The sequence below is a fragment of the Maribacter sp. Asnod1-A12 genome, assembly GCF_045063735.1.
Lineage (GTDB): Bacteria > Bacteroidota > Bacteroidia > Flavobacteriales > Flavobacteriaceae > Maribacter.
This window is the reverse complement of sequence record NZ_JBEFNZ010000006.1, coordinates 3,276,457-3,295,771: the sequence shown is the minus strand read 5'-3', so window position 1 is coordinate 3,295,771 and position 19,315 is coordinate 3,276,457. Positions and strand designations below refer to the sequence as shown.

The 19,315-nt window shown below is 33.6% G+C and carries 16 protein-coding genes; 14 read left to right on the top strand and 2 right to left on the bottom strand.

Features of this window, described 5'->3' with window-relative positions; all coding sequences use genetic code 11:
- Positions 1 to 21: 21 nt before the first annotated feature.
- A complete protein-coding gene (locus ACJJVP_RS14190) occupies positions 22 to 771 on the top strand; it encodes an SDR family oxidoreductase (protein WP_405414517.1) in 750 nt (249 codons plus the stop codon).
- Positions 772 to 827: 56 nt separating this feature from the next.
- Complete coding sequence (locus ACJJVP_RS14185; RefSeq protein WP_405414516.1) at positions 828 to 1,700, top strand: RNA polymerase sigma factor; 873 nt, start codon at positions 828 to 830, stop codon at positions 1,698 to 1,700.
- Between the two features lie 18 nt (positions 1,701 to 1,718).
- On the opposite strand, the gene ACJJVP_RS14180 is transcribed toward ACJJVP_RS14185, so the two are convergent.
- Positions 1,719 to 2,696, bottom strand: coding sequence for an alpha/beta fold hydrolase (locus ACJJVP_RS14180; protein WP_405414515.1), 978 nt, complete (start codon positions 2,694 to 2,696; stop codon positions 1,719 to 1,721).
- Between the two features lie 60 nt (positions 2,697 to 2,756).
- Entirely contained in the window at positions 2,757 to 3,686 is a 930-nt protein-coding gene (locus ACJJVP_RS14175) for a pyridoxamine 5'-phosphate oxidase family protein (RefSeq protein WP_405414513.1), read from the bottom strand.
- Positions 3,687 to 4,336: 650 nt separating this feature from the next.
- Between ACJJVP_RS14175 and ACJJVP_RS14170 the strand changes: the two genes are divergently transcribed.
- The 12 genes from ACJJVP_RS14170 to ACJJVP_RS14115 all read left to right on the top strand — a co-directional run bounded on the left by ACJJVP_RS14170 (position 4,337) and on the right by ACJJVP_RS14115 (position 18,854).
- On the top strand, positions 4,337 to 4,702 hold the full coding sequence (locus ACJJVP_RS14170; RefSeq protein WP_405414512.1) for a hypothetical protein: 366 nt from the start codon (positions 4,337 to 4,339) through the stop codon (positions 4,700 to 4,702).
- 732 nt (positions 4,703 to 5,434) lie between these two features.
- Positions 5,435 to 6,484, top strand: a complete 1,050-nt coding sequence (locus ACJJVP_RS14165; protein ID WP_405414511.1) for a PKD domain-containing protein — start codon at positions 5,435 to 5,437, stop codon at positions 6,482 to 6,484.
- Between the two features lie 10 nt (positions 6,485 to 6,494).
- Positions 6,495 to 8,852: a TonB-dependent siderophore receptor gene (locus tag ACJJVP_RS14160; RefSeq protein WP_405414510.1), complete on the top strand. Its 2,358-nt coding sequence runs from the start codon at positions 6,495 to 6,497 to the stop codon at positions 8,850 to 8,852.
- A gap of 5 nt (positions 8,853 to 8,857) precedes the next feature.
- Positions 8,858 to 9,181 carry a hypothetical protein gene (locus ACJJVP_RS14155; RefSeq protein WP_405414509.1) on the top strand — a complete coding sequence of 108 codons (324 nt, stop codon included), beginning with the start codon at positions 8,858 to 8,860 and terminating at the stop codon, positions 9,179 to 9,181.
- On the top strand, positions 9,171 to 9,452 hold the full coding sequence (locus tag ACJJVP_RS14150; RefSeq protein WP_405414508.1) for a hypothetical protein: 282 nt from the start codon (positions 9,171 to 9,173) through the stop codon (positions 9,450 to 9,452). The genes ACJJVP_RS14155 and ACJJVP_RS14150 overlap by 11 nt, the downstream gene beginning before the upstream one ends.
- The gene (locus ACJJVP_RS14145; RefSeq protein ID WP_405414507.1) at positions 9,449 to 11,008 is read left to right on the top strand and encodes a PepSY-associated TM helix domain-containing protein; all 1,560 of its coding nucleotides are present in this window, start codon (positions 9,449 to 9,451) and stop codon (positions 11,006 to 11,008) included. Before ACJJVP_RS14150 ends, ACJJVP_RS14145 begins: the two co-directional genes overlap by 4 nt.
- A 310-nt stretch (positions 11,009 to 11,318) precedes the next feature.
- Entirely contained in the window at positions 11,319 to 11,891 is a 573-nt protein-coding gene (locus ACJJVP_RS14140; RefSeq protein WP_405414506.1) for a Crp/Fnr family transcriptional regulator, read from the top strand.
- A gap of 118 nt (positions 11,892 to 12,009) precedes the next feature.
- Positions 12,010 to 13,236, top strand: a complete 1,227-nt coding sequence (locus tag ACJJVP_RS14135; RefSeq protein WP_405414504.1) for an MFS transporter — start codon at positions 12,010 to 12,012, stop codon at positions 13,234 to 13,236.
- Positions 13,237 to 13,317: 81 nt separating this feature from the next.
- Positions 13,318 to 14,277 carry a TIGR03571 family LLM class oxidoreductase gene (locus tag ACJJVP_RS14130; protein WP_405414502.1) on the top strand — a complete coding sequence of 320 codons (960 nt, stop codon included), beginning with the start codon at positions 13,318 to 13,320 and terminating at the stop codon, positions 14,275 to 14,277.
- Positions 14,278 to 14,720: 443 nt separating this feature from the next.
- A complete protein-coding gene (locus ACJJVP_RS14125; RefSeq protein WP_405414501.1) occupies positions 14,721 to 15,983 on the top strand; it encodes a DNA cytosine methyltransferase in 1,263 nt (420 codons plus the stop codon).
- Positions 15,983 to 16,855, top strand: coding sequence for a BsaWI family type II restriction enzyme (locus tag ACJJVP_RS14120; RefSeq protein ID WP_405414500.1), 873 nt, complete (start codon positions 15,983 to 15,985; stop codon positions 16,853 to 16,855). Before ACJJVP_RS14125 ends, ACJJVP_RS14120 begins: the two co-directional genes overlap by 1 nt.
- A 31-nt stretch (positions 16,856 to 16,886) precedes the next feature.
- Complete coding sequence (locus ACJJVP_RS14115; protein ID WP_405414498.1) at positions 16,887 to 18,854, top strand: ATP-binding protein; 1,968 nt, start codon at positions 16,887 to 16,889, stop codon at positions 18,852 to 18,854.
- Positions 18,855 to 19,315: the final 461 nt, after the last annotated feature.

The window sequence follows — 19,315 nt, the reverse complement described above, 5'->3', positions numbered from 1 at the left end:
TTATTTAAAAAAACAAAAATAATGGGAAAGTTAGAAGGTAAAGTAGCAGTAATAACGGGTGGTGCAAGTGGTATTGGTTTTGCTACAGCTCAAGAGTTCATTGATAACGGCGCTAAGGTCGTTATCTTTAGTAGAGGTCAAAAAGCTTTAGACGCAGCAGTAAAACAATTAGGATCTAATAGTCACGCTGTAAAAGGTGACGTTACAAACCATGCCGATTTAGAACGTTTGTTTTCAGAAACCAAATCTAAATTTGGTGGTGTCGATACATTGTTTATCAATGTAGGAAAAGGAAAACTATCTCCTGTAGCTGATACAGATGAAGCATTCTTTGATGATATGATGGATGTGAATTTTAAAGGATCTTTCTTCACATTACAAAAAGGAATCCAATACTTAAATGATAAAGCTTCTGTAGTTGTTACTACATCATATTTAAATGAAGTTGGTTTTGGCGGTAGTAGCTTATTAAGTGCAAGTAAAGCAGCTTTACGTTCTCTAGTTCGTGTTTCTTCTGCTGAACTTGCAGATAGAGGAATACGTGTAAATGCCGTAAGCCCTGGTCCAATTGGTACGCCTTTCTGGGGTAAAATCGGTTTACCTGATGACGTACTTTCTGGTGCCGCTGAAGCAATTACTGCACAGACGGCATTAAAGCGCTTTGGAGATCCTGATGAAGTAGCAAAAGCAGTATTGTTTTTAGCTTCTGATGATTCATCTTATATCATCGGTGAAGAAATTGCCGTACAAGGCGGAATTAACTCTATATAATTATAATTAAAATCCTCATTTATAGTTCTATAAATGAGGATTTTAAATTTTGTATTATGACAAACTTTTTTCCAGATAACTATACGGATAGTAGTGACACAGAGTTAGTACAGCTATCAGTGGATGGTGACAAAAAAGCACTTCAAACGCTTATTGTTCGTCACCAGCTTTTTGTTTACAATTTAGCTTTAAAAATGGTGGGCAATGTAGCTGACGCTGAAGATGTTACTCAAGAAGTTTTTATAAAAGTAATAACTGCTTTAGCCAAATTTAAGAGTGAGAGTAAATTTAGAACCTGGTTATATCGTATAACGGTAAACCATTTTTTAAATGATAAAAAGAAAAAGGGGCAGTTGCGGGTCGTAAATTTCGAAAGCTATTTTAATGAAATCGATAATGTTCCTAGTTTTGAATTAAATGACCAAGAAGAAAAAGAGTTTAGAGATACTATAGAAGAAATCAGAATAAATTGTACAACAGGCATGTTACTTTGCTTATCTAAAGAACAACGCATGATTTATATTTTAGGCGAAATGTTTGATATAGATCATAATCTTGGTGGAGAAATTTTAGGAATTACACCTGGTAATTTTAGAATCAAATTAATGCGCTCTCGCAAAGAGCTGTATAACTGGATGAATAAAAGATGTGGATTGGTAAATACAAACAACCCATGTAGATGTTCTAAAAAAACTAGAGGTTACATAACAGAAGGTAAGGTTGACCCTGCCAACCTAAAATTTAACACGAGATATACTTCAGAAATTAGCGAGCTTTCTAAGAATAAAGCCACTCAATTTACAAATACGGTAGATGAATTAAATAAAAAAGTGTTTCAAAGTCATCCTGCACAAACACCTATACAAGCATCAAAAATAGTTGATGAAATCTTGAATAACGATCTCATAAAATCAATTTTAGATTTATAAGAATAGTAATAACTTTCGTTATTTAATAGTTTCTTTTTTTAAGAATTTCAGAATAAGCTTGGCAATGTCCCGTGTTTTTTCTTCAGCGGCAAAATGACCTGCATCCAATAAATGTAATTCTGCATTTGGCAAATCTCTTAAATAGGCTTTTGCTCCGTTGGCATTGAATTTTAAATCTTTGGAACCCCAAACAATAAGTGTTTTAGGTTGTGTTTCTTTCAACATTTTTTGCCAACTAGGATAAGCCAATAGGTTATTATAATAATCTTGAAATAATTGTACCTGTATATTTCTATCAGACGGTTTTTGTAAAAAAGCCAAATCATGGGTCCACGCATCGGGGCTTTGAATTTTGTAGTTAAGTGAATCAATATCAAACAAATATTGCTTGTTGATAGTCACCTCTCTACTTGTTATAGAGTACAAAAAATCAACCTGTACTTGAGATGTATCTTGTTGTGCATTTTTAAAAAAATCTTGTCGCTTTGGTGTCAATCCATCTAAATAGGCATTAGCATTTTGAACAATTAAAGCGTTTATTCTTTTCGGGTTTTTCATCATCATTCGATACCCTACCGGAGCTCCAAAATCTTGCATATACATAATGTAATTATCAATATTAAGTTTTGTTAATAATGCTTCGGTATAATCGGCAAGTAGGTCAAACGTATAGGTTGTAGTATCTGGCTTTGGATGATCACTATATCCAGACCCCAAATTATCGGGTGCAATAATATGATAATGATTAGCTAACATCGGAATCAAATTTCTATAACTATGCGAGGAAGATGGATAACCATGTAATAAAACGATAGTTGGTTTATTGGGGTCACCAGCTTCTCTATAAAATAATTTTACATCGTTAACCTCTATATAATTATAGGTGGTAGGTGGGGGAAGGAAAAACGATTCCTCTTCAGCAGTATGTGCTTTAGGGTTGCTACAACCTATTATCACTAAAAATACAGTGCCTAAAATAATATGGTTATTTTTCATTTTTTTGTTACTTGTCTAAGCTCATAATAAGCTAGGTATTGAAAGCTATTCTATAAAATATTAATGGGCACTGGGTAAATTAAACGGAGAAAAATCTATAAATTCTGTATGCACCGCATGATGATTTATGGTTCTAATCCATTGTTTGGTTTCAAAGGTCCAAAATCTGCCCGTTTCACCAGAGGTATGAAAATCTTCATTAGAGTTTTGGTTAAATTGTAACTCAGCAGTACCTGAGAGCTGTAATGTTTCTCCTTTTTTATAATCCACAAAAAGCAAAGCTGCTTTTGGATTTTCATAAATGTTACCTAAAGTGCTAAACATGCTATTCCCTAAATAGTCAGGTACACGTAAATGTCCATTTTCTTGAATTTCAATAAAACCTGGGTTTCCGCCTCTATGTGATGATTCTATATCCCCTTTTTTTGTTTGTGTAGCTATGAAAAAAGTGTGGGCATGACTTATCCACTCTTTCTCCAATTCACCTAAAATGGTTCCTTTTTCATAAGTGGAAACTTCATTTTTTGAATCCTTAGGAATTTCAATGACTTCACGTTGTATGTGCTTGGGGCAACTAGGATAGCCCAATTTTATATCAAAAGAAAGTTGATTTCCTTCTTTGCGCGCCGTTCCCCAAGCCCTATATCGCGCTCTTCTTGCTGCTTCATGAAATAACAAACCAACAGTAGGCTTAGTTGCTATGTTTTTAAAAAAAATATCATCTAGATTACTAGTAACCTTAGATAGGTCTAATTTAATTTCTTGCTCAGAGGGTACCTGTATAAACCCTCTTTCACCAACCAATAAAGACAGCCAGATATGTCCATTGTAATCTTCACTACCAGGAAAAGCCAAAACTTGGTGTTCAATAAACCCAATGGACCTTGGGTGCAGAGAATTCTTAACCATAGGAATTCTACTTTTGGCAATTTCTTCTTCACCTGCTATTTTTTGCACAGCTAATTGTCCCTCATGGAAAATAATACTCATAGTTTTATTCAATGTTTGCAACGTCTTTATTAAAGGCAACCACATTGCTTTCAGGAAAAAAGACATCATTTGTACCCCTAACGGTTCATAACTTAGGCTGCTTGTCCTTTAACTAGTTTTTGACATTTTGGGTTTTGCTAAACGTTATTTTGATAGTCGTAAAACAAGGCTAAACTAACAGCTTGTATCAGTTTTATTTGATGTTTATGACCTTATCTAAAATCAATTTCAAAAAGCAGTAGGAGAGAGGCAAATAAACAAAGCCCTGAGCCATTTTCTTGAAGATTGAAATACCACCAACGGAACACTCAAAACAACCACAAACCGATATGCCACCAGCGAAGATCTAATAGGTTATTTTAGAAAAGTTACGCCAGATTCGTTACAGTATTTGGTAACTGATTTATTTGAAAGTGTTGAGCCAGCGTCTGTCAAATAATAACTTCATTTTAGAAATTTGCTTTAATGCTAGCATCAGAACAATTCATCCCTATTATTTAAAAGTTCAGTAATTCGTGTTTAATATTTACCCAAAGCTAATAGACATTTGCAGTATGAAACTCTATATCATTATAGATATTCATTAAAAAAGAAATCATCAATCACATCAATCATTAATCAAAAAACGAACAATCATGAAAAAAATTAAAATGTTATCAATCAAAAATCAAATCGTATCAAAAATAGCTTGTGTAGCCTTTATATTAATAGCTAGCAATACATACGCGCAAAACACAAATACCGAAACAACACAAAGGGAGGGTTTTATCTTTGAATTTGCAGTAGGAGGAGGTATTATCAGTTTAGAAGATAGTGCCGGTTTACAAACTTTCGACAAATCTCAAGGAACTTTCGTATTTCCAGATTTAAAGTTTGGCTATATGTTAAATGAAAATCTTGCCATAACCGCCGCTATGCCAGGAAACATATATGAGTTTCAGGATAATGATAGGCATTTTGGAGCTTTTGTTCCATCGCTACAATACTGGGTAAAAGATCGTTGGTGGATACATTGAGGAATTGGTATAGCAGTAGATTCGCCAGCACTATACGATATTAAAGACAATGTAAATGACGATTGGAACTTTGGTTGTGCTGTAATGGCAAGTACAGGTTACGAAATTTACAAAAAGAAAAACTTTGCACTTAATCTGCAGTCTAAATTAGTTCTTGGTCGTAATTGATTCTCAGAGATTGATGGCTATTTTATATAATATAGAATTATAGCTTACGAATTTCAATAAACATTCCAGTAAAACGGCTTTGACATAATATCTGATATTATATCAAATGCAAGCATGCGTCGTTTTACACAACTAGCTGTTTTGCACTATAATGTTCTGCGTTATGTAACTTTGCTTGGGTAAAGCAAAGTACTTGGCACTTCACTTCTTTAAATTTTTCTTCTAAGAGCTTCTTATACAGGGTAATGGAACACTTGTTAACTGATCGATGATAGGAGGGAAGGCAATTTGTGTGGAATGACATATTTATCTGAATATTGAATTTTTATTAATTTCTCAGCGATACCTTGAAAGCTTGACTTATCTGTCTAGCTTAGGTACTGTAATTTCCCTTCTTTCATCTATGTTTTTATTGCCATTGAATAGTATCATTACAATGCAATTATCTAAATAATTTAAGCCGTAAACAGCTTGATTATGATTAAAAAAATATGATTAAAAAATATTATTCTTATTAATTCTAAATAAGAATAATAATATATATTTGTCAAAAAATAACCACCAATGAAGAAATTTTATATTCTTTTAGGGCTATTCATAGCCTTAATTGCTTGTTCAGATTATGATGAACAAGAATTTACAGTACTACTACCTAATGCAGGTGAGGATCAAATAATTTTTACAGAAGAGACAGGTACAACTATCCAATTAAACGGAGAAGGTTCTACAGATGTCAACAACTTAGGTTTTACATATCAATGGGAAGTAACAAATGCTCCCGATGGTTTTGAATATACCATTGAAAATAGCGATAGCGCCCTACCTATTTTAACTGTTGCAAACAATGCTTCTGGTCGATACAACTTAACATTAACCATAACGAAAGGCAATCAACAAGCGCAAGATTTTGTCAATATCGATATTAACCCGGTTATAGCTCAGGTGTTATTGGTAAATACCATAGATGCTGACATTGATGCAATATTATCAGTACCTGAACTAGACATTACGGGTAACGCTGTCGCAAAACATTCAGCAGATGATACGTATTATAACATTGATTTGAATGTAGCTCAAAACAGTGATGGAAATGTTGTGTTAAATGTAAATTACAATGGTACTACGCTATCTATTGAAGAAAGCCTAGGAGCATTAAAAAACTATACAATTTATCTGATAGGTACTGAAATAGCACCAGAGTTATTACTTGTTGAAAAAACTAAAAATGCCAATACAATTCCTATTGGTATCGTTGGTTTAGACGCAATCAATCTTTCTCCCGGTTTAGAAAACGTAGAACTTTATATAGATGCGACTAGTTTTAATTTTGGTATCGTTCCTGTTGACCTTCTATTTGGTCAGTTAGGTGTGGTTGAGTCTTTCGGGTTATTATCCTATAAAGATAATTCTGAAATATTCTATAGTGCTACTTCAATTTTTCCATTAGCTATTTGGGGTGCCGTAAATCAAGAAAGAGTTACAAACGACACCTTCATATCTCTCACAAACGGAGAATCAGGAAAGTTTGGAACTTTCGTCATTGTAAAAGACGCTTCTTCAACTGAAGGAAACAAAATAATTTTCATCAACAACAGTAGTTTACTGCCAGAATAACCAACCACAAATGAAATATTTATATTTAATACTCTTATTTACCCTATCGATACCCCAAGCTTGGGCTCAACAATCAAATGTATCTGGTACAATTACTAATCGAACTACCGGAGAACCAATTACCGGAGCTTCAATCTATATAGAAAAACTAAAAAAGGGAGCAACTTCTGATTTTGATGGTGCTTACAAACTAGAAAATCTTCAACATGGATCTTACACTATTAGTATTTCTTATATCGGTTTTGAAACTATTACAGAAAATATTGATATCACAAGAAATCTAGAAAAAAACTACTCGCTAGAAGAGGGCATTTTTCAATTACAAGATGTAGAGATTGTAGGTCGTAAACGTACTAGTTATAAACCAGATGTAACATATGCAGGTACTAAAACCGGTGCTCTAGTTAAAGATGTGCCACAGAGTATTACACTTTTAAACAAAGAACTACTAAAAGACCAGCAAATTTATAGAATTACGGATGTCGTAGATAATGTTGCCGGATTAACAAAAACGCGTACCGGTAATAATTTTACCTCTAGAGGGTTTAGAATTCAACAAAACTATGTTAATGGTAACAGAGCAGTTGTATCACCTGAATTCTCATCATCTTCTATTACGTCACACTTAGAACGTGTAGAGGTCATCAAAGGACCTGCTGCTGCTTTGTTTGGTAATGGTGCACCTGGCGGAGTTATAAATTTGGTCACCAAAAAACCTTTGAAAGAAAATAGGGCTTCGGCATCATATACCATTGGTAGTTTTCAAACTCAAAGAGCCACTATGGATATTACAGGACCTTTAAATGAAAACAAAGAATTACTTTATAGACTAAATGTTGGTTGGGAAAATGCTGAAAGTTATAGAGATTTTATAAAAAATAGAAACTTATTATTGGCACCTTCTATCTCATATATACCAAATGACAAAACAAGTATAAATGTAGATATCGTTAGTAGCCAGGTGAATGATGATGCAGGTATAGATAGAGGAATGCCTATTTTACAAGGCGATTTATTTGCTTTACCTATTAGCTTTAGTGCTGCAGAACCTTATGATTTTAGACAGAGTACCAGTGTGCTTTTTACTGTTTCTGCCAACCATAAATTAAGCGAAAAACTATCGATAAATGCTTCTTATACCAAAACAGATTTTAATCAAACTTTTATAGAAACGAGATCTAACAATGTATTTACCGATGATGGTACCGAATTAATACGACAAATCAACAATAGGGTTACCGATGTAAATGCCGATTTCTTGACTGCTTATTTTGTAGCGAAATTCAATACCGGGGCACTTAAACATGAAATGGTTCTTGGTTTCGACTATTTTGATAATCTTCTAGATAATGAAAGTATAACGGCAATAGGGGAAAGTAATGGTGTGCCTAATCTATCTTTTGATAACAGAAGAATATATAATTCCATTCAAGAATTACAAATAAATTATGGTGAAATACCTGTAGGGTTTGACTCTAGATCAACCTATAGAGGTTACTATATTCAAGATTTAATAACTTACAAAAAGCTGAAAATTATGTTAGGTCTTCGTTATGAAGATTTAACTCAAGATGATTTTTCTGAAGTAGGTTTAAATGAAAATGTAGATAATACAATATTATTACCTCGCTTAGGCTTAACGTATACCGTAAACGATAATGTTAATATTTTCGCAAGTTATTCTGAGTCTTTTGAAGAACAAATTGCACCTTTTGGCACCAATATACTAAACCCAGGAGAACCATTTAATCCATTAGCAGCAAATCAGATTGAATTGGGTGTTAAAGCTGACTTATTAAAGGACAGACTAGCAGCTAACTTATCTTTTTATTCTATTAATAGAAGTGGTCGTTTAATAGATAACCCCGAAGGAGGAGCTCTAACGACTATATTACAATTAGGCGATGAAAAGAGTAGGGGTGTGGAGTTTGAAATAACAGGGAAAATAAACAGTAATTTAAGTATCACAGCTAATGCTTCTTTTAATGATGTTGAAATTTTAGATGACATCGCAGGGTTAGAGCAATTAGAATTAGAGAACAATAACCCTAAAGAGGCTTTTGGTTTTTGGGGTAAATATGATTTTAGAAATGGTCTTCTAAAAAACTTGGGCATTGGTCTTGGCGGTAACTTTGTTGGTAAAAGTCAAATTATAGACTCTTCTGAGAATCTTATTGAAAACACCATAGTTTTTGATAGCTATTTTACCGCAAAAGCTGGCTTGTATTATGCTTATAAAAAGGTCAATGTTTCATTTAATGTAAATAACATCTTTGATAAACGTTATTTTATTGGTGGTCTTAACTCGGGTAGAGTTTTTCCTGGTGCACCAAGAAATTATTTGTTAACTGTGGGGTATTCATTTTGATTAGTATGGCTATAGCAATAACAATAATAGCGGTTATTTTAGGATATAGTACTTCTATGTACTTTCCTAATGATGTTCCATTTATTAAAAACATAGAAGGATCTATTGTAATAAAAAAATGGATCAGTATTATGCTATATATCATTGCCTTAGTACTTTTTATTCTTGAATATGGTAACGGTACCGGAAGCCTCATTTTTCTATTTACCGCTATTCTCAGTTTATGTCTATCTATACTAGCTTTATCCTTCAAACCGAAACTTATATATCCTTTTGGGGTAGTGGCTCTTGTTTATTTAATTATTGATATCGTACACTATGCCAGCTAATAAAAAACACCTTTCAAGTACCGGGCAACGATGGTTAAAAGTTACAGCTGCAATAATCGGGGGGTACTTGGTTACAATGCTGGTTCACAATGCTATTGGTATTCATTTAACCAACAAAGGCGGCATTGCCCTTACCAGTGCGTTTAGTGCTTTTTTTATGTGGGTAGGTTTAATGGTATTGGCTTTTCTAAGTAAAAATGGTTGGAAGGTATGGGGAATATATCTATTAATAATTGCCCTATGTGCAATCATAATCTATTTAGGTAAATGAAATTAAAAGCGTTAAAACCAAGATTGCACAATGTCATGTTCCATACGCATACCGTAGCGGGAATAGTGATTAGTTTTGCTCTATTCATTATTTTCTATGCAGGGGCTTTTGCTCTTTTTAGGGATGAACTGTATCAATGGGAGAACCATCAAGCAAGAGCGGTAGAAATTAAGAACGTAGATAGTGACGAAATTATAAGTCAGGTTGCGGCACAATATCCTAATTTCAAAAAAGAAGGGGAGACCAGTATAGTCTATAACAGCGAGAACCAACCTTATATTCAGTTCTATGCCGATTTAAATACAGATGATATTCGCAATAACCGAATTCGAGCACTTATAAATCCTGAAACTTGGGAAATTACCGATAATTTTAATCCAAAAACCAGTGTTGGTGAAACGCTGTATCATTTACACTATTTTGAGCAAATACCAGAATTCGGCATCTGGCTCTCAGGCTTTGTATCCCTCTTTTTTCTATTTGCGATCGTTACCGGTGTTTTAATTCATTGGAAGAATATGATGCGTAAATTTTATGCGTTCTCCATCAAAAAAAAAATGAAGAATATTTGGACCGATGCCCATACCATGTTAAGTATTATAGGGCTACCCTTTCAGATAATCTATGCCGTAACGGGTTGTTTATTTGGTCTATTGACCTTGTTGTTGGCACCTTCGGTAATTTTAATGTTCAATGGTAATACCGAGCCTATTTATGAAAACATTCGCCCCATTGTAAATGTAAGTCCTAATGAGAATGCCAAAACAGCAAAAATGCATTCTATTACGGCTATTTATGATGAACTGCAGGCTGAGTTTCCTCAACATCGCGTTCTTAGTACCATAACAAAGCATTATGGTTATGAAGACGCCGTAATTGCCTTTCGAGTTGATGATGGTATAGGGATCATGAGTGACGGTAACCTTGTATACAATCTAGTTACGGGAGAACGTACAGCCGAAATTTTGCCCAATGATAAATCTTATACGCAAACCGTTTATAACCTGATGACCAAATTGCATTTTGCAACCTTTGGTGGTATACTGCTCAAAGTACTTTATTTTTTCCTTTCTATGATTACCTGCTTTTCATTGATAAGCGGTATTCTTATTTGGAAAACTTCAAGAGAAAAAAAAGGATATACCGAGAAGCAACAATGCTTTCATCATCAGGTTACAAAAGTATTTCTGGCTATATGCCTAGGCTTGTTTCCTGCAACGGCATTATTGTTTATCGCTAATAAAACCATACCGTTTTCTATTGAAAATAGGGCTTTTTATGAAAATACCGTCTTCTTTGGTGGTTGGGCAATACTCATCATGGCCGGGTTATTTTGGAACAATTTAAAACAGTTGAATAATAGATATCTTATCATTGGTGGGCTGTTGTCTTTAGCTGTCCCATTTTTAAATGGTATCGTTACGGGTGATTGGTTTTTTACCGCTTTTGTAAAAGCTAAATACATCATCGCTTCTGTAGACATATTTTGGTTTCTAACCGGAGTAAGTGCATTGCTAATTGCTCAATTAAGTAAGAAAACAGCTAAAAACATATAATTCGACCGACTAATATTATTTTCTTTTATTGAAATGTCATATTTGCACTATAATGTTCTGCGTTATGTAACATTGCTTTGGTAAAAGCGAAGTATTTTTTAATTCACTTTCTTCTAAAAGTTTATTCTTCATTGGTAATGGAACACTTATTATGCGAGCTGACGGCAGGAGGGGAGTGTAATGTGTGTGGACTGAAAATGTAAATTTTAATGACTATGTAAAGTAAATTTGTACTCTTTAACTGGTTTTGCACCCAATATAAAATGCAACAATAAATAATATTTTAAATAAAGAAAAGTATTTTTACGATATGGAAGTAAAGCTTTATTTACTAAGACAACATTTTGAAGAAATCGTTTCTTTAACTGATGAGGAGTGGAACTTTGTACAATCGCACTTTGAATTTAAAAGTCTTAAAAAACACCAATTTTTAATACAAGTGGGGCAGCCTGTAGACTTTGAATATTGGATAATTAAAGGCTTAGTAAAAGCGTATTACATAGATGATAAAGGCAAAGAACATATTCTTCAATTTGCTATGGAAAACTATTGGGTGAGTGACCATTGCGCTTTTCAACATCAAGAACCAGGGACTATTTTTGTAGATTGTCTTGAAGATTCTGAATTCTTCTGTTTGTCTTTAGAGAACAGGGAAAAGATTTGTTTTGAAGTCCCTGCCGTTGCCAACTTTTTCAGAATTAAATCAAATCACGGTTACATCAATCTGCAACAAAGAATCTTGTCTTTACTTACAATGACCGCAGAAAGTAGGTATGAGTATCTATTAAATAAGCTTCCAACATTAATACAACGCGTTCCTAAAAAATTAATCGCTTCCTATTTAGGCGTTTCCAGAGAGACTTTAAGTCGGTTTAATAGCTAAAAGTGACCTAAATCACTTTTCCATATTGATATACATCACCAAAAATACGTGATGTATGTCCTCGCACACATCTTGGTTTTCATAGAATTTTGTATCGAACAATTAAATACAATGTACTATGAAAACTACAACAATACAGGGCTCCCAAACGGTAGCCAAAAAGAAGAGTCTACCAGCAGCATTATGGGCATTGACCATAAGTGCATTTGCCATAGGAACAACGGAATTTGTAATTGTAGGTTTATTATCTACCGTTGCAAGTGACCTAAGCACATCATTAACCTCAGCAGGATTATTAGTAAGTCTGTACGCTATTGGTGTTGCCATTGGTGCACCAATATTAACTGCCTTAACAGGTAAAATTCCTAGAAAACAATTATTAATGGGTATTATGTTATTATTCATAATAGGTAACGGATTAGCAGCTATCTCACCAAGTTTTGAGTTGTTGCTGTTATCGAGAGTGGTAACAGGTTTTGCTCACGGTGTATTCTTTTCTATCGGGTCTACCATTGCAGCTAGTTTGGTGCCAAAAGATAAACGAGCAACAGCTATTTCTATAATGTTTGCAGGTCTTACTGTGGCTATTGTAACCGGTGTGCCTTTAGGAACATATATCGGTCAGAATTTTGGATGGAGAGCAACCTTTATTGGTGTTGCCCTTTTAGGATTAGTAGGTGCAATAGCTAGTTTGGCTTTGGTTCCTAAAAATATCAAACAATCGGCTCCATTACGTCTTATAGACCAATTAAAAGTGATTAAGAATCCGTCTATTTTATTGGTGTTAGCCATTACCGCATTTGGTTATGGTGGTACGTTTGTCACTTTTACCTACTTGACACCTTTGTTGGAAGAAGTAACCGGTTTCTCTTCGGGTATGACTAGTGTATTTCTTTTAATTTATGGTATCGCCATCGCGATTGGGAATATCATTGGTGGTAAGGTCTCTAACAACCAACCAGGAAAAGCATTATTGGTCATGTTTGCTTTACAAGCCATCGTATTGTTTGTGTTATACTTCACCGCTTCTAGTCAGATTTTTGCCATAGTAACCTTGTTTTTTATGGGAATATTAGCCTTTTCAAACGTACCTGCATTGCAATTATACGTGGTGAAGATGGCTGAAAAATACTTGCCAGGAACCGAAGATGTAGCATCTGCCTTAAACATTGCAGCTTTTAACGTTGGTATTGCCATTGGTGCTTATGTAGGCGGAATGGTTGTAGAATCGAGCTTAGGTATTGAGTCAACACCTTGGGTAGGAGGTATTCTAGTCATCGTAGGATTCCTGTTGACCTTAGTTTTATTGAAAAAAGAAAAAATATTAATATCAAAAACTACATAACTAATAGAAAGCTTCTCTTAATGCTAAATAATTCATATGGTGTCTTAACGGATACCTGATGAATTTAATAAAAAACACATTATGAATCCATTTGATAAACTATACAAACCAGGTAAAATGACACTTGGTATAGAGTTTCCTTTAGATAACGATTGGTCAACCGAAGGCAATCGTAAACGTTTGGAAGACAACAGATCTTTTGGCGTGCCAGACATTTCTAACCATTTAGCATTGGCACAACAAATTGACGAAGCAGGCTTCCCCGCTTTATGGATGCGAGATGTTCCTGTATACGAACCTAATTTTGGTGATGGTGCGCAATTATTTGACACCCTACCGTACTTGGGCTATTTAGCTGCTGCTACCAAAAACATTTTGTTGGGTACGGCTGCCATAGTATTGCCATTACAACAACCTATAAAATTAGCCAAAGCTGCTGCCACCATAGAAAATTTAAGTGGTGGTAGACTATTGTTAGGCTTGGGTTTAGGAGACAGACCTATGGAGTTCCCAATGTATAATATCGACTATATAAAAAGACCTGAAATATTTAGAAGCAATCTTGATATCATCAAAGAAGCTTGGAAAACAAACAGTAATTTAAAATCTAAATACGATTTTTTAACTAACGGTATAGAAGTGTATCCAAAACCGAAAAATGACATTCCACTTGTAATTGCTGGTCATTCCGGACAAAGTATTAATTGGATCGCAAAAAACGCACAAGCTTGGTTTAATTACCCAAGACCTGTTGCCGAAACTTTGGAAAACCGAAAATACTGGTGTAATGCTTTGTATTTTGAAGACCAAGCAGCAAAACCTTATATCTCTGCTATACATTTAAACCTGTCTAAAGACGATAATGCGACTTTTAAACCACAGCGTTTTGGTGGTACGGTAGGCATCAATCATCTTACCGACTATTTAAAGTCCTATGAAAATGTAGGAGTCAACCATATGGCAATCAACCTAAGAAAGTCTGAAACTTCCGTAAGTCAGGCTATTGCTAAAATTGAAGAGGTTGTATTGCCTGAGTTTTAGTCTGTATTAATATATTATTAGATAATATATTAAGTTATTTTAAATTACCGTCTACATTTGCATAATTACTATGTTATAATTCTCCTGCAGGATTTATAACATAACTATGTAAAAAAGCGCGGAAATGAGCTATACACGAAACTATTAAAATTGTACTATAATGTTTCGCGTTATGTAACTTGAGCTTTGATTAAAAGCGAAAGTTGTTGCAATCTTCATTGATTATTTTTCTTTCTGAAAATTTTCTTCTCAAAAAGGTAATGGAACACTTATTATGCGAGCCGACGGTAGGAGGAGAGTGTAATGTGTGTGCAATGGCAACTAAAACGATTATATTATTAAAATAAAAATGTTGAAAGTTTTGTTTATACATAAATCACAACTTCTTCAATTTTACAGATAAACTTCTTAATTTGCATAAAGTTATAGAACACTAAATATACATGGAGCTCAAAGAGAAAATCACACTTGAAGATATAAACGGCAAAAGGTTTAAAATAAGATTGGTAGAGCCTGAAAGTCCAAAAAAAGCTGCATTTACCCATTATTTGCACAATCACAAGAATGGTGTTTCTAAGTTTTACAAAAGTGATGCAATTGAATATGTAAAAGATATTCTAAATCGTAAGAACCCTGAGGAAGAAATTACTAGCAAAGTTGCAGAAGAAGCATTACAATATTATCTTTTTGATTTCAAAAATAATGTTCCGTTTCCTGAACCTAAAAAACCAAAATTTAAGTTCATTGATTTATTTGCGGGTATTGGGGGATTTAGATTAGCGCTTCAAAATTTAGGAGGTAAATGTGTTTTTACAAGCGAATGGGATAAGTATTCGAAACTTACCTATGAGGCTAACTTTGGTGAAATTCCTTTTGGAGATATAACTAAAGAAGAAACCAAAAGTTATATACCTGATAACTTTGATGTGCTCTGTGCTGGATTTCCATGTCAGGCTTTTTCGATTGCTGGCAAAAAGGGAGGGTTTGAAGATACGAGGGGAACATTATTTTTCGATGTGGCAGAAATAATTAAAAGGAAAAGGCCTAAGGCTATTTTTCTTGAAAATGTAAAGGGTCTTAGAAGTCATGACAAGGGTAAAACTTTAGCCACAATACTCAATGTACTTAGAAATGAGTTAGATTATTTCGTCCCTGAGCCAGAGGTAATAAATGCTAAAAATTATGGAGTCCCTCAGAACAGGGAACGAATATTCATTGTAGGATTTAGAAAAGACTTAGGGGTTACAAATTTTAATTATCCAAAACCAACAGATAAAACTAAAGTTTTAGAAGATATTCTTGAGCCAGAAGAGGTTTCTGTAAAATACTACTTATCTAATACATATGTGAATACTCTTCGTGCTCATAGAGCACGTCACGAGAGTAAAGGCAATGGATTTGGTTATGAAATTATTTCGAATGATGGGACGGCCAATGCTGTAGTTTGCGGAGGTATGGGTAGAGAAAGAAATCTTATCCTCGATGACAAATTAACTAATTTTACTCCAGTAACTCATATTAGAGGTGAAGTTAATCGTGAAGGAATTAGGAAGATGACTCCGAGAGAATGGGCAAGATTACAAGGGTTTCCAAATAAATTTAAAATAGTAGTTTCGGATGCTCAAGCATACAAGCAGTTTGGTAATTCAGTTGCAGTACCGGCAATTCAATCGACGGCAAAACAAATTCTAAAAGCTTTACTTTAATGTTAGATGATATTTTAGATTTTAAGAATGGTATTATGAACCGTTCTAATTCAATTATTGACTGGAATACGTTTTATGCTGCTCTACTTCAAGAACAAATTTCAACTAGTTTTTCTTTGAATTCAGATGAACCTCATTGGAATAATTATTTCCATGCAACTTTGGTTTCTGCATATATGCAACTTACAAATTTTGATTTGGTAAATTGGCAGAAGTATATTCTTGAATCTGCAACCTTCAGTTCCTTACTTGGTTGTAGAAATCCAAATGAAGGTGAAGTTTTAGAATTATTTGTAGTCCACTCAATAAATAAGGTTTTTGCCTTCGGTACTAACAATTTAAATATTCATGCCTACCGCGCAAATCATTCATCTAATCCGACCTACCTATCGGATGATGGGCACACTCAAAATGTGCTATCAGCAGAAGATAATTCTAGAATAATAGAAAACTTAAAAGTGGTTATGAAGTTGAGAGGTCAACCGCAAAAGGCAATATGGGGTGATAACGATATTATTGTTACCCTGACTCATAACAGTATTGTTCAGCAATTTTGTATTATTAGCTGTAAAACAAGTTTAAGAGAACGTGTTTATCAATCTATATTTTGGTCTATGCATTCCAGAATGGAAGGAGTTGGAAAGCACGTTTTTGTTACGACAGACAAAGGAGCAAGTGGAAATAGTGAAATAGGTAATAGAGGGGCAAACAATAATGCTAAAAAATCTCGTGATGTCTTAGAGTCAACAATGGATAGGGTTTATGTTTTAAGAAATAGTAGCGAGGTAAATAGGTCTCAAGTTATTAAAGACTTTAGCTTCTTACAACAAGACTTGATTAATTGGGCGAAGGATATTGCAGGCTCATATTAAAATTTGGAAAGTTTTTAATACAAAAAATTATATGAGTGATAATAAGTCTAAATATGAAATGACTATTGACCTAAATGTTTTAAATCATTTGGGCATCAATTTATACAGTAATATTCCATCTGTAATTTCTGAAGTTGTTGCTAATGCTTGGGACGCTGATGCTGAAGAGGTTAATATTCATATAGACGTAGAGAAAGATGAAATTGTGATTACTGATGATGGGCATGGAATGAGCTTATCAGATATAAACGATAAATACTTAACTGTTGGTTATCGAAAAAGGGAAAATAATGAAATAATAACTCCTAAACATAAGAGGAGTGTTATGGGACGCAAAGGAATAGGAAAATTGTCATTGTTTTCTATAGCAGATAAAATTTCAGTTTTTAGTGCTACAAAAAAAGGAGACCGAAATGGTTTGCTTTTAGATTCAAACGAAATAAAAGAGCAAATTTCAACTAAAAGTAAAAACCCTTATCTACCTCAAGACCTTTCTTGTGAAGATTTTCATTTAAAAAAAGGAACTAAGATTGTTTTAAATGAGTTAAAAAAAAATATTGGACAAACATCCAGGCATCTAAAAAAAAGACTTGCTAGACGATTTAGTATAATGGGAAGTAAGAACAGTTTTTTAGTTAAAATTGATGGTAGTGAAATTAAAGTTGAAGACAGGGATTATTTCCATAAAATCCAATATTTATGGTATTATGGAGAGGAATCTAAAGAATATTTGACTTTAGCTAAAAATGCCGAACAAATAGAAAAAAGAGAGAACGTAATAAATAGTGAATCAAAAATAACTGGATGGATTGGACTAGTGAAAGAGTCGAATCAACTACAAGATGAATATGATAATTTAAATAAAATTCCAATCTTAATTAGAGGGAAAGTTTCACAGGAAAATATATTAGAAGAGTATCGTGAGGGAAGTTTGTATATTAAATACATATTTGGTGAAATTAGAGCTGACTTTCTTGATGATGATGATTTACCTGATATAGCAACTTCTAGTAGACAAGGTGTGATTGAACATGATAAGCGATATTCAAATTTAAAGAAATTCATAAATGATGAATTAAAACATATTCAAAAAAAGAGAATAAAGTTTAAAGGTAAAGAAGCAGAGAAGGAAGCATTAAAAAATGTGGATATAGAAATTTGGTATAAAAAGCTTGGAAAAGATTCTAAAAAGAAAGCTAAGGCATTATTTGCTAAAATAAATCAAATAACTGTAGATGATAATAATAGAAACACCTTGTTTTCCCATGCTGTAATTGCTTTTGAAAGTTTAAGATATAAGGATGCGTTAGATGCTTTGGAGAACGTTTCTGTTGAAAATATTGGAGAATTTGTTTCTGTATTTAAAAATTTTGATGACATTGAAGCTTCTTTATATTATCAAATAACTAAACAAAGAATCGAAGTTTTAGAGAAATTTCAGGTGCATGTGCATGACGATAATGCTTTAGAAAAAATACTTCAAGAATTTCTTTTTAACCATTTATGGTTATTAGACCCATCATGGGATAGAGCGACGGAACATCCCTATATGGAAAAACAAATTTCGTCTGAATTTGAAAAAATTGATGCAGGATTAACTGAAGAAGAGGCTAAAGGGCGAGTTGATATTAAGTATAAAAAAGCTTCTGGAAAACATATTATTATTGAGCTTAAAAGAGCAAGTGTAGTCACAAATGTATATGCTTTACAAGAACAAGTTGATAAATATAAATCTGGATTAAGAAAACTGTTGGAAGAAAAAAATGAAAATAATCCAGTAATTGAATGTGTTTGCATAGTTGGAAAACCACTAAAAGGTTGGAGTGATTCAAGAACTAAAGAAAGTGATATCCAAATGATGGCTACTAAAAATACTAGATTAGTCACTTACCAAGAACTGATAAAGGATAGCTATAACCAATATGAAGAATATATGAGTAGTAATACCAATGAAAGTGATACATTGGAATTAATAAAAAAACTATCAGAAGATGAGTGAATTTGGCCTAAGAGAATTTTGGTAAAACAATAGGCGAGGGGAGCGACCATATTCTAGAGGGCTGGTAATACATCATATTGACTAACATAATGTTACAAATAGTACAAAGCAGTCTTAAGAGTTAGAATACTTTCTAGAATATAGCGACTGAGCCGTACATTGTTTCCAAAATTATCTGTAAGCCTTGATTTTTTTGTTTCTTTTTTTATCAAGAAAAAAAGATAAATAAAAATGTTACTGGTTAAAGTGTTGAAATCCTATTTGACATAATGTTACAAGTACATAAAGAAAAACTTCATACATGACGAGGGGTTAGCAAGGGCTAAGAATTTTGCTCGCAGAGAAAATTTTAGCTGTTGCGGCAAGCTGACGAGAATGCTGTAGAAAAAAATCTTGCACACATTTCCTCGAATACTAGAATTTTGAATGAATCTAAAAGGCTAGCTTTTAAATGGCGTTGG

Excerpts from the sequence above, each read along its gene's own strand:
- ACJJVP_RS14190 (WP_405414517.1), top strand. The coding sequence starts at position 22 with ATGGGAAAGTTAGAAGGTAAAGTAGCAGTAATAACGGGTGGTGCAAGT.
- ACJJVP_RS14185 (WP_405414516.1), top strand. The coding sequence starts at position 828 with ATGACAAACTTTTTTCCAGATAACTATACGGATAGTAGTGACACAGAG.
- ACJJVP_RS14180 (WP_405414515.1), bottom strand. The coding sequence starts at position 2,696 with ATGAAAAATAACCATATTATTTTAGGCACTGTATTTTTAGTGATAATA.
- ACJJVP_RS14175 (WP_405414513.1), bottom strand. The coding sequence starts at position 3,686 with ATGAGTATTATTTTCCATGAGGGACAATTAGCTGTGCAAAAAATAGCA.
- ACJJVP_RS14170 (WP_405414512.1), top strand. The coding sequence starts at position 4,337 with ATGTTATCAATCAAAAATCAAATCGTATCAAAAATAGCTTGTGTAGCC.
- ACJJVP_RS14165 (WP_405414511.1), top strand. The coding sequence starts at position 5,435 with ATGAAGAAATTTTATATTCTTTTAGGGCTATTCATAGCCTTAATTGCT.
- ACJJVP_RS14160 (WP_405414510.1), top strand. The coding sequence starts at position 6,495 with ATGAAATATTTATATTTAATACTCTTATTTACCCTATCGATACCCCAA.
- ACJJVP_RS14155 (WP_405414509.1), top strand. The coding sequence starts at position 8,858 with ATGGCTATAGCAATAACAATAATAGCGGTTATTTTAGGATATAGTACT.
- ACJJVP_RS14150 (WP_405414508.1), top strand. The coding sequence starts at position 9,171 with ATGCCAGCTAATAAAAAACACCTTTCAAGTACCGGGCAACGATGGTTA.
- ACJJVP_RS14145 (WP_405414507.1), top strand. The coding sequence starts at position 9,449 with ATGAAATTAAAAGCGTTAAAACCAAGATTGCACAATGTCATGTTCCAT.
- ACJJVP_RS14140 (WP_405414506.1), top strand. The coding sequence starts at position 11,319 with ATGGAAGTAAAGCTTTATTTACTAAGACAACATTTTGAAGAAATCGTT.
- ACJJVP_RS14135 (WP_405414504.1), top strand. The coding sequence starts at position 12,010 with ATGAAAACTACAACAATACAGGGCTCCCAAACGGTAGCCAAAAAGAAG.
- ACJJVP_RS14130 (WP_405414502.1), top strand. The coding sequence starts at position 13,318 with ATGAATCCATTTGATAAACTATACAAACCAGGTAAAATGACACTTGGT.
- ACJJVP_RS14125 (WP_405414501.1), top strand. The coding sequence starts at position 14,721 with ATGGAGCTCAAAGAGAAAATCACACTTGAAGATATAAACGGCAAAAGG.
- ACJJVP_RS14120 (WP_405414500.1), top strand. The coding sequence starts at position 15,983 with ATGTTAGATGATATTTTAGATTTTAAGAATGGTATTATGAACCGTTCT.
- ACJJVP_RS14115 (WP_405414498.1), top strand. The coding sequence starts at position 16,887 with ATGAGTGATAATAAGTCTAAATATGAAATGACTATTGACCTAAATGTT.